14 protein-coding genes are annotated in these 12814 nt (G+C 69.1%); 6 read left to right on the top strand and 8 right to left on the bottom strand.

The features are described from left to right. Both AC0685_RS16935 and AC0685_RS16930 read right to left on the bottom strand, forming a co-directional pair. Positions 1-1614 (bottom strand): carboxyl transferase domain-containing protein, encoded by a 1614-nt coding sequence (locus AC0685_RS16935; protein WP_478226348.1) that lies wholly within the window; start codon positions 1612-1614, stop codon positions 1-3. 150 nt (positions 1615-1764) lie between these two features. Next, entirely contained in the window at positions 1765-2574 is an 810-nt protein-coding gene (locus tag AC0685_RS16930) for an SGNH/GDSL hydrolase family protein (protein ID WP_478226347.1), read from the bottom strand. A gap of 192 nt (positions 2575-2766) precedes the next feature. On the opposite strand from AC0685_RS16930, the gene AC0685_RS16925 reads away from it, so the two are divergent. Both AC0685_RS16925 and AC0685_RS16920 read left to right on the top strand, forming a co-directional pair. After that, positions 2767-3357 carry an SACE_7040 family transcriptional regulator gene (locus AC0685_RS16925; protein ID WP_465420411.1) on the top strand — a complete coding sequence of 197 codons (591 nt, stop codon included), beginning with the start codon at positions 2767-2769 and terminating at the stop codon, positions 3355-3357. A gap of 57 nt (positions 3358-3414) precedes the next feature. Continuing rightward, the gene (locus AC0685_RS16920) at positions 3415-3912 is read left to right on the top strand and encodes a hypothetical protein (protein ID WP_034309225.1); all 498 of its coding nucleotides are present in this window, start codon (positions 3415-3417) and stop codon (positions 3910-3912) included. Between the two features lie 204 nt (positions 3913-4116). On the opposite strand, the gene metX is transcribed toward AC0685_RS16920, so the two are convergent. From metX to AC0685_RS16905, 3 genes are all read right to left on the bottom strand, one after another. Continuing rightward, complete coding sequence (metX, locus tag AC0685_RS16915) at positions 4117-5235, bottom strand: homoserine O-acetyltransferase MetX (protein ID WP_478226346.1); 1119 nt, start codon at positions 5233-5235, stop codon at positions 4117-4119. Then, positions 5232-6533 carry a bifunctional o-acetylhomoserine/o-acetylserine sulfhydrylase gene (locus AC0685_RS16910; RefSeq protein ID WP_478226345.1) on the bottom strand — a complete coding sequence of 434 codons (1302 nt, stop codon included), beginning with the start codon at positions 6531-6533 and terminating at the stop codon, positions 5232-5234. The genes metX and AC0685_RS16910 overlap by 4 nt, the downstream gene beginning before the upstream one ends. Positions 6534-6612: 79 nt before the next feature. Further along, positions 6613-7011 carry a VOC family protein gene (locus tag AC0685_RS16905; RefSeq protein WP_478226344.1) on the bottom strand — a complete coding sequence of 133 codons (399 nt, stop codon included), beginning with the start codon at positions 7009-7011 and terminating at the stop codon, positions 6613-6615. A 56-nt stretch (positions 7012-7067) separates the two neighbouring features. On the opposite strand from AC0685_RS16905, the gene AC0685_RS16900 reads away from it, so the two are divergent. The 3 genes from AC0685_RS16900 to AC0685_RS16890 are packed head-to-tail and all read left to right on the top strand — an operon-like array spanning position 7068 to position 9442. Further along, the gene (locus AC0685_RS16900; protein WP_478226343.1) at positions 7068-7418 is read left to right on the top strand and encodes a PadR family transcriptional regulator; all 351 of its coding nucleotides are present in this window, start codon (positions 7068-7070) and stop codon (positions 7416-7418) included. Next, positions 7415-7852, top strand: a complete 438-nt coding sequence (locus tag AC0685_RS16895; protein ID WP_478226342.1) for a VOC family protein — start codon at positions 7415-7417, stop codon at positions 7850-7852. Before AC0685_RS16900 ends, AC0685_RS16895 begins: the two co-directional genes overlap by 4 nt. A 36-nt stretch (positions 7853-7888) precedes the next feature. After that, entirely contained in the window at positions 7889-9442 is a 1554-nt protein-coding gene (locus AC0685_RS16890; RefSeq protein WP_340683884.1) for a helix-turn-helix domain-containing protein, read from the top strand. Positions 9443-9564: 122 nt separating this feature from the next. On the opposite strand, the gene AC0685_RS16885 is transcribed toward AC0685_RS16890, so the two are convergent. From AC0685_RS16885 to AC0685_RS16875, 3 genes are all read right to left on the bottom strand, one after another. Continuing rightward, a complete protein-coding gene (locus tag AC0685_RS16885; RefSeq protein WP_034309241.1) occupies positions 9565-9792 on the bottom strand; it encodes a hypothetical protein in 228 nt (75 codons plus the stop codon). A 92-nt stretch (positions 9793-9884) separates the two neighbouring features. After that, the gene (locus AC0685_RS16880) at positions 9885-10304 is read right to left on the bottom strand and encodes a pyridoxamine 5'-phosphate oxidase family protein (protein ID WP_478226341.1); all 420 of its coding nucleotides are present in this window, start codon (positions 10302-10304) and stop codon (positions 9885-9887) included. Further along, positions 10304-11245 (bottom strand): zinc-binding dehydrogenase, encoded by a 942-nt coding sequence (locus AC0685_RS16875; protein ID WP_478226340.1) that lies wholly within the window; start codon positions 11243-11245, stop codon positions 10304-10306. The genes AC0685_RS16880 and AC0685_RS16875 overlap by 1 nt, the downstream gene beginning before the upstream one ends. A gap of 166 nt (positions 11246-11411) precedes the next feature. On the opposite strand from AC0685_RS16875, the gene ald reads away from it, so the two are divergent. Further along, the gene (gene ald, locus AC0685_RS16870) at positions 11412-12527 is read left to right on the top strand and encodes an alanine dehydrogenase (RefSeq protein ID WP_378444572.1); all 1116 of its coding nucleotides are present in this window, start codon (positions 11412-11414) and stop codon (positions 12525-12527) included. Positions 12528-12814 lie beyond the last annotated feature (287 nt).

The raw sequence follows: 12814 nt of genomic DNA, 5'->3' as shown, positions 1-12814 counted from the left end.
TCACATCCTGAAGACGCCGTAGTTGACATCGGACAAGGGCGCGTTGGCCGTCGCGGACAGCGCGAGGCCGAGCACCGTGCGGGTGTCCGCCGGGTCGATCACACCGTCGTCCCACAGCCGCGCCGTCGAGTAGTACGGGCTGCCCTGCGCCTCGTACTGGTCGCGGATCGGCTCCTTGAAGGCCTCTTCGTCCTCTGTGGACCATTCGCCGCCGCGAGCCTCGATGGCGTCCCGGCGGACCGTCGAAAGCACCGACGCCGCCTGCTCGCCACCCATCACGGAGATCCGCGCGTTCGGCCACATCCACAGGAACCGCGGCGAGTACGCGCGGCCGCACATCGAATAGTTGCCCGCGCCGAACGAGCCGCCGATGACGACGGTCAGCTTCGGCACGCGCGCGCAGGCCACCGCGGTGACCATCTTCGCGCCGTGCTTGGCGATGCCGCCCGCCTCGTAGGCCTTGCCGACCATGAAACCGGTGATGTTCTGGAGGAACAGCAGCGGGATCGAGCGTTTGTCGCACAGTTCGATGAAGTGCGCGCCCTTCATCGCGGACTCGGCGAACAGCACGCCGTTGTTCGCGATGATGCCGACGGGGTGGCCGTGGATCCGGGCGAACCCGGTGACCAGCGTCGAGCCGTACTCCTTCTTGAACTCGCCGAACCGGCTGCCGTCGACGATCCGGGCGATGACCTCGCGGACGTCGTAGGGCACGCGCGGGTCGGTCGGGACGACGCCGTACAACTCGTTCGGGTCGGCGACCGGAGCCTCCGTCGGGAGGACGTCCCAAGGACGCGGCGTCCGCGGCCCCAAAGTCGACACGATCGAGCGAACGATGCGCAACGCGTCGGCGTCGTCCTCGGCCAGGTGGTCGGTGACGCCGGACTGACGCGAATGGACGTCGCCGCCGCCGAGCTCCTCCGCCGTGACGACCTCGCCTGTCGCGGCCTTCACCAGCGGCGGGCCGCCGAGGAAGATGGTGCCCTGGTTCCGCACGATGACCGCTTCGTCGCTCATGGCCGGGACGTACGCGCCGCCGGCGGTGCAGGACCCGAGCACCGCGGCGATCTGGGGAATGCCGCGCGCCGACATCGTGGCCTGGTTGTAGAAGATCCGGCCGAAGTGCTCACGATCCGGGAAGACCTCGTCCTGCCTGGGCAGAAACGCGCCGCCGGAGTCGACCAGGTAGACGCACGGCAGGTTGTTGTGCAGCGCGACCTCTTGCGCGCGCAGGTGTTTCTTGACCGTCATCGGGTAGTAGGTGCCGCCCTTGACCGTCGCGTCGTTGGCGACGATCACGCATTCGCGGCCGGAGACCCGCCCGATTCCGGTGATGATCCCGGCCGAGGGCGCCTCGTCGTCGTACAGTCCGGTAGCGGCCAGCGGGGACAACTCCAGGAACGGCGAACCCGGGTCGAGGAGGGTGTCGACCCGGTCGCGTGGCAGGAGTTTGCCCCGCTCGACGTGGCGGGTGCGGGATTTCTCCGGGCCCCCGAGCCGGGCCGCGGCGAGCCGCTTGCGCAGGTCCTCGACCAGCTCGGCGTGGGAGGTGACGCTGCGGGCGTACTCGTCGCTGCCCGGATCGGCAGAAGTGCTCAGTACGGGTGTGTCCATGGCTCCTCGTCGCCAAGTTAGCCGTCGTTAACTCGCTCGCCCAGGTTAACGCCCACTAACCCGCTCTGTCCACCGCATCCCTCGAAGCGCGTGAAGGCCCCCTTCCCCTTGGCTGAGCCGAGGGGAAGGGGGCCTTCACGCGCGAAACGATCAGCCGATCGCGGAGACCAGCGGGTTGTAGTAGCCGCCCCGCTGACCGGCGGCCGTCGGGTGATACGAGTTCACGATCGGCCAGGTGAGGCTGTGCAGGTAGTCGTCGGCCGACGAGCAGATGTTGTGCCCGGTGAACGCGCCCCGCACGTCGACGAACTTCGCGCCGTGCGCGGCGGCACGGGCCGAGAGCACCGACGCCAGCGCGTCGGAACCCGAGTTGATCGCGGTGCGCTTCGTGTCGCTCAGCCCGACCGAGCACGAACCCGGCACGGTGTAGAAGCGCGGATACCCGAGGACGACCAGCTTCGCGCCGGGCGCCTTCGCCTTGATCTTGCTGTAGACGTTGTTCAGCAGCCCCGGAAGCGTGTTGTTCACGTACGTCTTCGCGGTGTTGACCCGGTTGATGCAGGTCTGGTCGCTGCCGGTGGTGCAGGTGGTCATGACGTCGGCGAACCCGGCGTCGTTGCCGCCGACCGAGACCGTCACCAGCGTGGCGCTGGAGGTGACGTTCGCGATCTGGTTGAGGACGTCGCCGGTGCGCGCCCCCGAGCACGCGACGAACTTGAAGGTGGTCCCGGCGTGGGCGTTGGCCCACAGCTGGGGATAGGCGTTGGCACTGCGCATGCAGTCGCCCGAGTTCCCGTAGCTGCCGGCACCGACGCCGGACGAGTACGAGTCACCGAGCGCCACGTAGTTGGTCGCCGCTTGGGCGGTGCCCGCGAGACCGAGGGTGGCAAGGACAGCGACCCCCAGGGCCGCACCAAAACGAGTGAAGGAAAGGGCTTTGATCCGAGCAGGGACGGCCATGGTCACTCCTTCGTGACAAGTTAACGAGAGACAGCATTACCAGGTGGTAGCCCCACGCAACAGGGTCATTTCCCCAGGTAACCCGCTTGGCTCAGGCTGGAAGTAAGGGTGGCGTGTCGGCGCTCGCTTACTGTGATGATGAGCTCTCGGCGGAAAAGCGTGCCTCGAGCTGTGCGGCCTTAATATGGCCAGATGCCGGCGAACCCCACCCCACTCGTGAACGGCGAGAAGGCGAACAGGCGCGAACAGATCATGGCCGCCGCCGCCGAGCTCTTCGCCCACCACGGTTTCCACGGCGTCGGCATCGACGACATCGGCGCGGCCGTCGGCATCTCGGGTCCGGCGCTGTACCGGCATTTCCGCAGCAAGGACGCCATCCTCGGCGAGATGCTGAACTCGATCAGCCGCTATCTGCTCGACGGCGGGACGGCGAGGGCGAGCCAGCGGGACGAGCCGGGCGAGGTCCTCGAAGCACTGGTGGACTTCCACGTCGACTTCGCGCTCGCGCATCCCGCGTTGATCACCGTCCAGGAACGCAACCTCGCCAATCTCACCGACAGTGACCGCAAACAGGTCCGGGCCCTGCAGCGCCAGTACGTCGAGGTCTGGGTGCGCGCGATCAGTGACGCCGTCCCCGGGATCGGCGAGCGTCAGGCGCGGTCGGCGGCGCACGCGGTCTTCGGGTTGATCAACTCGACGCCGTACAACCGCCATCTCGGTGACAGCGAACTGGCCGAAATGCTCTGCCGCCTCGCGCTGGGTGCACTGCACGCCGCCAAGTGACCACGTCCGGGTTTCGGCCTATCCCCACTTTTCCGTCCTCTGGTGTTTGATAGGCACGTGGAGCCGGACAGGAGCGAGTACGAGCGGAGGCTCGTCGAAAAGGCGCAGCGCGCGCTCGTGGCGATCAGCCTCGGGGAGGACGCCGAGGCGCTCGACGAGCTCACGCCGACCGCCGTCGAGCCCCAAGCCCGCTCCGAAGAGACCAAAGAGCTCGTGATGATGCTCTTCGGTGAATGCAGCGCCATGGTGTCGACCCTCGGTGACGGCGGCAGCGCGCCGGTCAAGGTCCAGGTGTTCGACGAAGACGGCGAAGAGGTCTCGATCGACCAGGCGGACCCGCCCGTGCGGACGGCCGTGCGCACGCTGCTGGCCGAGGTGCACGGCAACAGCGAGGCCGCGCAGGAACAGGTCGAGATCGCGCTCGCCAACGCCGCGCCGGACGAGGTCGACAGCCTCGTGCTGCAGGCGCTGCGCTGGACGATCCGGCTGTCGGCGGAATGCCTGGACCGGGATCTGCCGGTGGCGCCCTGGATCTCGGACGCCGTGGCGGACTAGGCGGTGTCCTGACTCCGAGGAGCCGCCAGGTTCCCAATGTCGCATTCGAGACGCTCAGTGTCTCCGATGCGACATTGGGGACACTGAGCGTCGGCGGCAGGGCGGACAGTCCGGCGGGCCGCGTTGCGAAAGTGGCTTTCGCAACGGCACCTTCCCCGCGCCAGTAGGTACCACCGACTAGCCCGTAAGGGACGACACGCGTGATCAGCCGGACATCACGCGAGTCACCTGATCGAGCAGCAGCTTCACCAGCCGCGCGATCTGCTCGGTCTCGATCAGGAACGAGTCGTGCCCGTACGGCGAGCCGATGACGGCGAACTCCGCCCCGTCGATCCCGTCCGCGATGGCCTGCGATTGGTACAGCGGGTAGAGCCGGTCACTGTCCACCCCGGCCGCGACCGTGCGCGCGGTGATCCGGCCGAGCGCGCTCGCGACCCCGCCCCGCCCGCGACCGACGTCGTGCGTGTTCATCGATTCGGTGAGCACCACATAGCTGCCGGCGTCGAATCGGCGGGAAAGCTTCCCAGCATGATGGTCCAAATAGGACTCGACGGCGAACCGCCCGCCGCGCAAGGGGTCTTCACCGTCTTGGTAACGCCGGCCGAAGCGTTGCGCCAGTTCGGCTTCGCTGCGATAGGTCGCGTGCGCGATACGGCGCGCGATACCGAGGCCGGCGTCCGGGCCGCCGCCGGGGACGTCGTAGTAGTCGCCGCCGTGCCAGCCCGGATCCGCGCGGATGGCGTGCAGTTGCGGCGCGGCCCAGGCGATCTGGTCCGCCGACGCCTGCGCCGTCGACGCGAGCACGAGCAGCGCCGCGACCCGATCCGGCTCGCTCACCGCCCATTCCAGCGCGCGCATGCCGCCCATGGAGCCACCGGCCACCGCGGCCCACCGGCCGATGCCCAGCGCGTCGGCGAGGACGGCCTCGGCGCCCACCTGATCCCGGACGGTCACGGCGGGAAACCTGCTGCCCCAAGGCTTTCCGTCCGGATGCCGCGAAGACGGGCCGGTCGAGCCCTGGCAGCCGCCGAGTACGTTCGGGACCACCACGAAGAAGGCGTCGGTGTCGATCGCCTTGCCCGGCCCGATCAGGCCGTCCCACCAGCCGGGACTGACGTGGCCTTCCTCCGCGGGGCCGACGGCGTGGCTGTCCCCGGTCAGCGCGTGCTCGACGAGGATCGCGTTGGAGGCGCTGGAATTCAGCGTTCCCCAGGTCTCGTAGGCGAGGGTGAAAGGCAGCGTCCCGCCGGTTTCGAGCGCCTGGACGCCGCCGACGAACCGGCGACGTCCAGGCGGCTCTCCCTCTCGCCACGCACCGGTCACAGAGCGGCCTTGGCCGCCCGGAATCCGGCCTCGAGATCGGCCTTGAGGTCCTCGATCCCTTCCAGCCCGACGGCGAGCCGCACGAGACCCGGCGTGACCCCGCTGGAGGCCTGCTCCTCGGGCGTGAGCTGGCTGTGCGTGGTCGAGGCCGGGTGCACGATCAGGCTGCGCACGTCACCGATGTTGACCAGCTGGCTGTGCAGTTCCGTACCGTCCACAAAGGCCCGTCCGGCTTCGACACCGCCGCGCAGATCGAACGACAGCACCGCGCCGGCACCCTTCGGCAGGTACTTCTTCGCCGCCTCGTGGTGCGGGCTCGACGGCAGCCCGGCGTAGTACACCTTTTCGACCTCGTCGCGCTGCTCCAGCCATTCGGCCAGTGCCTGCGCGTTGGCCACGTGCCGCTCCAGACGCAGCGAAAGTGTCTCGATTCCTTGCAGGATCAGGAAACTGTTCAACGGCGCGATCGCGGCGCCGGTGTCGCGCAGGATCTGGACCCGGGCCTTGGCGGCGTACGCTCCCGGGCCGAGGGCCTCCCAGTACTTGAGGCCGTGGTAGCTCGGGTCGGCTTCGTTGAATCCGGGGAACCGCGCCGGATCCTCGCCGAAGTCGAAGGTGCCGCCGTCGACCAGCACACCGGCGACCGTGGTGCCGTGCCCGCCGAGGTACTTGGTCGCCGAGTGGACCACGATGTCTGCGCCGTGCTCGATCGGGCGCACGAGGTACGGGGTCGGCACGGTGTTGTCGACGACCAGCGGGACACCGGATTCGTGCGCGGCGTCGGCGACCGCGCGGATGTCGAGCACGTTGCTGCCCGGATTGGCCAGCGTCTCGGCGAAGAACAGCTTGGTGTTGGGCCGGACGGCGGCCTTCCACTGCTCGATGTCGTCCTGATCCTCGACGAACGAGACCTCGATGCCGAGCTTCGGCAGCGTGTAGTGGAAGAGGTTGTAGGTGCCGCCGTAGAGGGAGGGGCTGGAGACGAAGTGGTCGCCCGCGTTCGCGAGGTTGAGGATGGCCGCCGTCGTCGCCGCGCTCCCGGAGGCGAACGCCAGCGCCGCGACACCGCCTTCGAGCGCCGCGAGCCGCTGCTCCAGCACGTCCTGCGTGGGGTTGTTGATCCGCGTGTAGATGTTGCCGGGCTCGGCGAGGCTGAAGAGGTCGGCGCCGTGCTGACTGTCGCGGAACACGTACGAGGTGGTCTGGTAGATCGGGGTCGCCCGCGCGCCGGTGGCGGTGTCCGGCGCCGCACCCGCGTGGATCTGCTTGGTCTCGAACGACCATCCGTCCGCGCTCATCGCGATTCTCCTAGCGGTTCAAGGGGTTTCGGCTGTTGTCACCGACGCTAGCTCCGCCGCACGCAGCACCCAACCACTCTCAGAAGGTGGGATTCCTTTCCTGAAGAGCGAACCTGTTGCCCTCCGAATCGGTGAACATCGCCCACCAGCCCCACGGCTGCTTCTCCGGCTGGGAGGGGAACTCGACTCCCTTCGCCGAAAGCTCCTCATACGTCTTTTCGATGTCGTCGGCGTAGAAGAAGAAGTTGCCCGTCGGGAGTTCGTCCCGCACTTCGAAGCGCTTGAGGTCCTCCGGCGCGGTACTCAAAACGAGCGACGTCACCCCATCGGCCGAAGTGACCTCGACCCACCGGTTCCCTTTGTCGTCGTACGGCACGTCGGTGGTGATCTCGAACCCGACGACCTCGGACCAGAACCTCTTCGCCCGATCCTGATCCCGCACCCCGACCACGATCTTGTGCACACCTTGAATCGCCACGCCGGCTCCTTTGTATCCATGATGGATATAACGAGATCGGAGTGTATGCTTCCCGGATGGCCGACGGCAACCCGCAGCTCACCCCCGCGGCGTTCCAGACCCTGCTGGCGCTCGCGAAAGGTCGCGCGCACGGCTACGCGATCATGGGTTTCGTCGACGAGGTGAGCGGCGGCACCGCCCAACTCGGTCCGGGCACGCTGTACCGGACGCTCGCCCGGCTCGTCGCCGACGGCCTGGTCGAAGAGGCCCCGGACACGAGCGAGGACCAGCCGCACGACTCGCGCCGCCGCTACTACCGGCTGACCCCCGCCGGCCGGGACGTCGCCGCCCGCGAGGCGGAGTTCCTGAGCAGGCTCGTCGCGGTGGCCGGGCAGGCCGGGCTGCTGAAGCGGGCGGAGTCGGCGTGAGCCGGGCGCTCGGTTTGGTGCCGCATCTGTTCGTCAAGGACGTCGACGCGTCGCTTTCTTTCTACACCAAGGCGTTCGGCGCCGTGGAACTGTTCCGCAACGTGCTGCCGAACGGCGTCGTGCTGTTCGTGGAAGTCGCCGTCGGCGACGCGCGGCTGCTGGTGAGCCAGGAGATCCCGCGGCTCGACGCGCTCGCGCCCGCCACCCTCGGCGGCACCCCGATGCTGCTCGTCCTGGAGACCGAGGATCCCGACGACCTCGCGCGGCGCGCGGTGTTCGCGGGCGCCCGGGTGGAGGCGCCGGTCGAGGAGATGTTCTTCGGCGAGCGCTACGGCCGCATCGTCGACCCCGACGGCCACCGCTGGGCGCTGACGACCAAACGGGAACGGTTCACGCCGGAAGACATCGACGCGCGGACGCCACGCGAGGTCTGACGTGTGCGGCGGTCCCACCTGCTGGACAATCGCCCCATGGTTTCCGTGCGGAGCGTGGTCGATCGGGTCGGTCCGACGCTGTTGCACGCCCTCCAGGTCCCCGAGGAGTCCCCGGCCGTCGGCGACGTCGTCATCGCCGAACCCGGCAACACCCTCGCCGCGGGGGATCTCGTCCTAGGTGTCGCGATCACCGAAACGCCGGACGCCGCGGAGCTCGTCCGGCTCAGCGCGGCCAAAGGTGCCGCCGCCGTCCTGCTGAAACCGCCGCTCGCGGCGAAACCCTCGGTGAAACGAGCGGCGAAATCGGCGGACATCGCGTTGATCGAGGTGCGTTCGGCGACGTCGTGGGCCCAGCTCGTCTGGCTGCTCAGGACGGTCCTCGACGCGCTGGCCGACGAGTCGGACGCGCTGGAGGACGGCGGCGGCCCCGGTTCCGGTGACCTGTTCCGGCTCGCGGACGCCGTCGCTTCGGTGGTCGACGCGCCCGTGACCATCGAGGACACCAACTCGCGGGTGCTCGCCTACTCGGCCAGGCAAGACCTGACCGACTCGGCCCGCGTGTCCACGATCATGGGCCGCCGCATCCCCGACGACGTGCTCGCGCGGTTCCGTTCGCGAGGGGTGTTCCGCGAGCTTTCCCGCGGACGCCAGACGATCTTCGTGCCCGCGCAGCGCGACGGCACCCTGCCCCGGCTCATCGTGCCGATCCGGATGGGCGGTGAGCTGCTGGGGTCGATGTGGGCGGTCGTCGCGGGCCCGGTCTCCGACGAACGCGCGGCCGCTTTCGCCGACGCCGCGCCCGTCGTCGCGCTGCACCTGCTGCGCCGCCGCGCGCACACCGATTCGCAACGCCGGGTCTCGGCCGAACTCCTGCGCGCCGTACTGGAAGGCAAGGCCAGCCCGCGCAAGGCGATCGCGGAACTCGACCTCTCCGAGGAGCCGCACCGCGTCGTGGTCATCGAGGTCTCCGGCGGCGACGGCCGCGACGACGAGGGCCTGCGGCTCGCCCTCCTCGAACGGATCTCGCAGGGTGTCGGCAGGCGGCCGGTGGCCACCGAACTCGGCGGCGTGCTCTACGCGGTCGTCCCCGACGGCGACGGCTGGAACGAACTCCGGGCCGCACTCGAAGCCCTGCCGTCGTCGAGGAAGGGCGGGACACCACGGGCGGCCGCCGGGTCGGCCTGCGAAATCGGCGAGCTCGCGACGTCACGGCTTCAGGCCGACGAGGCGCTGGGGCTGCTTCGCGCGAAGCTCGTGCCCGGCCGCGTCGTGGCCTTCGACGAGGCGTGGACCGCACTTTCGCTGCACCGCGGGGCGACGGCGGCGAGTACCGCGAGGGTCGCCGAGCTCGGCCCGCTCGGCTTGCTGCGCGCGCACGACGAAGCCCACGAGAGCGGCTACGTCGACACGCTCTATCAATGGTTGCGGCATCCCGGAGACCCGCGCGCGGCCGCGAAGGAACTCCGGATCCATCCCAACACCCTGCGGTACCGGATGCGGCGGCTGCTCGACCTCGTCCCGCTGGACCTCGACGATCCCGATGTCCGGCTGGCACTGATCACGCAACTCGTTTCCCTGCGATGGAGCTGATTCCACTACAAAATGCTCGATAACGAACAGTTTGTAGTTCGACAAAACCGTGTCCAGACGTCAGGAAAGGGTCTTTCAGGACGAAAAACGTCTTGAAAGACCCTTTCCTGACATCCGACGGTTCAGTGCGCGCTGGCGCGATAACCGTCCTCAATGGTCTGCCGCACCGCGGCGAGCAGATCGGCGCCGGGGTAAAGCGGCAAAAGAACACCGGGGCCGCCGTCGACCCGCAGCGCGGCTTCGTAGCCGTTTCCCGGGGTTTCGACCAGGCCCACGATGACATCTGCCGGATTGCCTTCGGTGTCGACGGTGCGGACGCGCCGCTCCCGTCGCCAGTCCTGATTTGTCATGCGGAACAGAATGGCAGCTTACCGGCCAGTAAGATCAACATCTTGACTCGATCGTGCTGCATTTACCGTTTCGCAGGTTGCAGGGCCGTTCGTCATACCCGATAGCCGAGGTCTTCGGCGACGAATCTCTTCGGCACCATCCGGACCCAGACGGTCCCTTTCACCTCGGGATCATCGTGCAGGTAAGAACGAAAACGCGCATCCCATTCGCGTTCGTCCCGACCGAGGTACCGGCTCAGCAGCCGGCGTCCACGAGGGACGTCGAAGGGCAGCACCTCCGCTTCACCGCGCGCGAGCACTTGCCGCACCAGGCCGGTTCCGACGTCGCATACGTCGACCGTCACCGCGATCGACGGCGACTCGCGGACGAGGCCGGCCAGCCGCGCCCACGGTCCGGTGAGGATCCAGAAGGCCCGCTTCTCCCAGAGGTACCAGGCCGGGCGCACGGTCGGGCCCGCGGTGGCGACCCTGGCCGTGAGCGGACCGGCGAGGAATTCGTCGACGTCGAACATCAGACCTCGAGCAACGTCTTGCCGATCGCGCCACGCGTCTGCATGACCGCGTGCGCGTCGGCCGCCCGTTCGAGCGGGAATCGTTGACCGATCACGGGTTCCAGCCGTCCGGCGGCGGCTTCGGCGAGTGCCGACTCGGTGAACGCCCGCATCTCGGCCGGTCCGCCGAGGCCGCGGATAACCGTGACCCCGCGCGCGGCGGCGTCTTCTTCGGACACCTCCGTCCACGAACCACTCGACAGTCCGTAGATCAGCATCCGGCCGCCGGGCCTGAGCAACCCGAACGACTTCTGCCCGATCTCGCCGCCGACCCCGTCGAACACGACGTCGACCTCGCCGGCCTTCGCCGCCCAGTCCGGCTCGCGGTAGTCGACCGCCACGTCCGCGCCGTGCTCCCGGACGTGCCCGGTCTTCGCCGCGCCGCCCGCCGCGCCGACGACCTCGGCACCGGCCGCCTTGGCGAGCTGGACGACCAGCCCGCCGACACCGCCCGCCGCTGCTTCCACCAGCACGCGCTCGCCGGGCCGGATACGCGCGGCGGTCACGAGCGCGGTCGCCGTGCGGCCGTCGGCGAGGATCGCCACCGCGGCGTCGAGGGCCAAGCCGTCCGGCACCTCGAAGACACCGTCGGCGGCGACCGCGACCCGTTCCGCGTACGCCCCGGAACCGCCTGTCGAGGTCACGACGCGTTTGCCGACCAGGCCGAGGTCGACCCCTTCCCCGACCGCGCTGATCACGCCGCCGACGCCGTTGCCGGGGATCATCGGCGGTTCGGCGCGGAACGGCCCGCCTCCGCCGGCGCGGAACTGCGTCTCGACGAACGTGATGTTGGCGAACGCCACCTCGATCAGGACCTGCCCCGCGGCGGGGACCGGATCCGGGGCATCGCCCGCGACGAGCACTTCGGGCCCGCCGAACTCTTTCAACCACACGGCTCTCATGTGACCCAAGGTGCAAGCTCCAGCTGACTGGAGGTCAAGCGATTGTGCTCGCGAAACCATGATCGGTTCTCAACACTGTCGCGGGCGAACGATGACACCGCCGTCCGGGTGGCTCACCGTGAGTGGCAGCACCTTTGTTCGCAGACCCGCCGCCAGGAGGCATTCCGTGCGTATCGCCGTCCCCCGTGAGATCAAGAAGCATGAATACCGGGTGGCGCTCACCCCGGCGGGCGTGCACGAACTGACCGGGCGCGGCCACGACGTCTTCGTCGAGACCGGCGCCGGCCTCGGCTCGTCCATCACCGACGAGGAGTACCTCGCCGCGGGTGCGAAGATCCTCGCGACCGCGGAGGAGACCTGGTCCGAGGGCGAGCTCGTGCTCAAGGTCAAGGAGCCGATCGCCGAGGAGTATCCGCGGCTGCGCGCCGGCCAGGTGCTCTTCACCTATCTGCACATCGCCGCGGACCGCCCGCTGACCGACGCGCTGCTGGCCGCGGGCACCACCGCGATCGCCTACGAGACGGTGCAGACCCCGAACCGCGCGCTGCCGCTGCTCGCGCCGATGTCCGAGGTGGCCGGACGGCTGGCCCCGCAGGTGGGCGCGTTCTCGCTGATGAAGCCGAGCGGTGGCCGCGGCGTGCTGCCCGGCGGCATCCCCGGCGTGCACCCGGCGCGCGTGGTCGTCATCGGCGGCGGTGTCGCGGGCCTCAACGCGGCGCGGGTCGCGCTCGGCCTCGGCTCGGACGTCGAGATCCTCGACACCAACGTCGACCGGCTCCGTCAGATCGACAACGACTTCGGCGGCCGCATCCGCACGGTGACCTCGAACGCGCTGTCGGTGGAGCAGTCCGTGCTGGAGGCCGACATGGTCATCGGCGCGGTACTCGTGCCCGGCGCGAAGGCGCCGAAGCTGGTCTCGAACGAACTCGTTTCGCGGATGCGCCCGGGCAGCGTGCTGGTCGACATCGCGATCGACCAGGGCGGTTGCTTCGCCGACTCGCGGCCGACCACGCACGACGAGCCGACCTACAAGGTCCACGAGTCGGTGTTCTACTGCGTCGCGAACATGCCGGGCGCGGTGCCCCGGACGTCGACCTACGGCCTGACCAACGTGACGCTGCCGTACGCCGTGCAGCTGGCGGAGCACGGCTGGCAGAAGGCGCTGCAGGCCGACGCTTCGCTGGCGAAGGGCCTCAACACGCACGCGGGCGCCCTGACCAACGCCCCCGTCGCCGCCGCGCACGGCCTGGCCGCCACCGACCTGGCCGACGTCCTGGCCTGACCCCCCCCACGCCACACTCCCACGCGAGGGATCTTTGCCACCCCGGTGCGCAAAGGTCCCTCGCTCCTTTCCGCGCGACGACAGCTCGTGGGCAGGGACGGTTACTCAAGGGACAAGGCAACGTGGCGTTCCGGGCGTCGGTGGCTTCGAGGCCGAACGAGGAAGTCCCCAATGCGACATTGGAGACACTGAGCGTCTCCGATGTGGCATTGGGGACACCGAACGAGCCACCGGCACACCCGTAGCTCTCTCACCTGGCCAGGGCGCCCCGCGCCCTAGGCCGACCC

The sequence above is a fragment of the Amycolatopsis sp. NPDC043889 genome (genome assembly GCF_056435645.1).
The sequence above is the reverse complement of the archived record's forward strand: the minus strand, read 5'-3'. Positions and strand labels throughout refer to the sequence as shown.

Excerpts from the sequence above, each read along its gene's own strand:
- AC0685_RS16935 (WP_478226348.1), bottom strand. The coding sequence starts at position 1,614 with ATGGACACACCCGTACTGAGCACTTCTGCCGATCCGGGCAGCGACGAG.
- AC0685_RS16930 (WP_478226347.1), bottom strand. The coding sequence starts at position 2,574 with ATGGCCGTCCCTGCTCGGATCAAAGCCCTTTCCTTCACTCGTTTTGGT.
- AC0685_RS16925 (WP_465420411.1), top strand. The coding sequence starts at position 2,767 with ATGCCGGCGAACCCCACCCCACTCGTGAACGGCGAGAAGGCGAACAGG.
- AC0685_RS16910 (WP_478226345.1), bottom strand. The coding sequence starts at position 6,533 with ATGAGCGCGGACGGATGGTCGTTCGAGACCAAGCAGATCCACGCGGGT.
- AC0685_RS16900 (WP_478226343.1), top strand. The coding sequence starts at position 7,068 with ATGGCCGACGGCAACCCGCAGCTCACCCCCGCGGCGTTCCAGACCCTG.
- AC0685_RS16890 (WP_340683884.1), top strand. The coding sequence starts at position 7,889 with ATGGTTTCCGTGCGGAGCGTGGTCGATCGGGTCGGTCCGACGCTGTTG.
- AC0685_RS16885 (WP_034309241.1), bottom strand. The coding sequence starts at position 9,792 with ATGACAAATCAGGACTGGCGACGGGAGCGGCGCGTCCGCACCGTCGAC.
- AC0685_RS16880 (WP_478226341.1), bottom strand. The coding sequence starts at position 10,304 with ATGTTCGACGTCGACGAATTCCTCGCCGGTCCGCTCACGGCCAGGGTC.
- AC0685_RS16875 (WP_478226340.1), bottom strand. The coding sequence starts at position 11,245 with ATGAGAGCCGTGTGGTTGAAAGAGTTCGGCGGGCCCGAAGTGCTCGTC.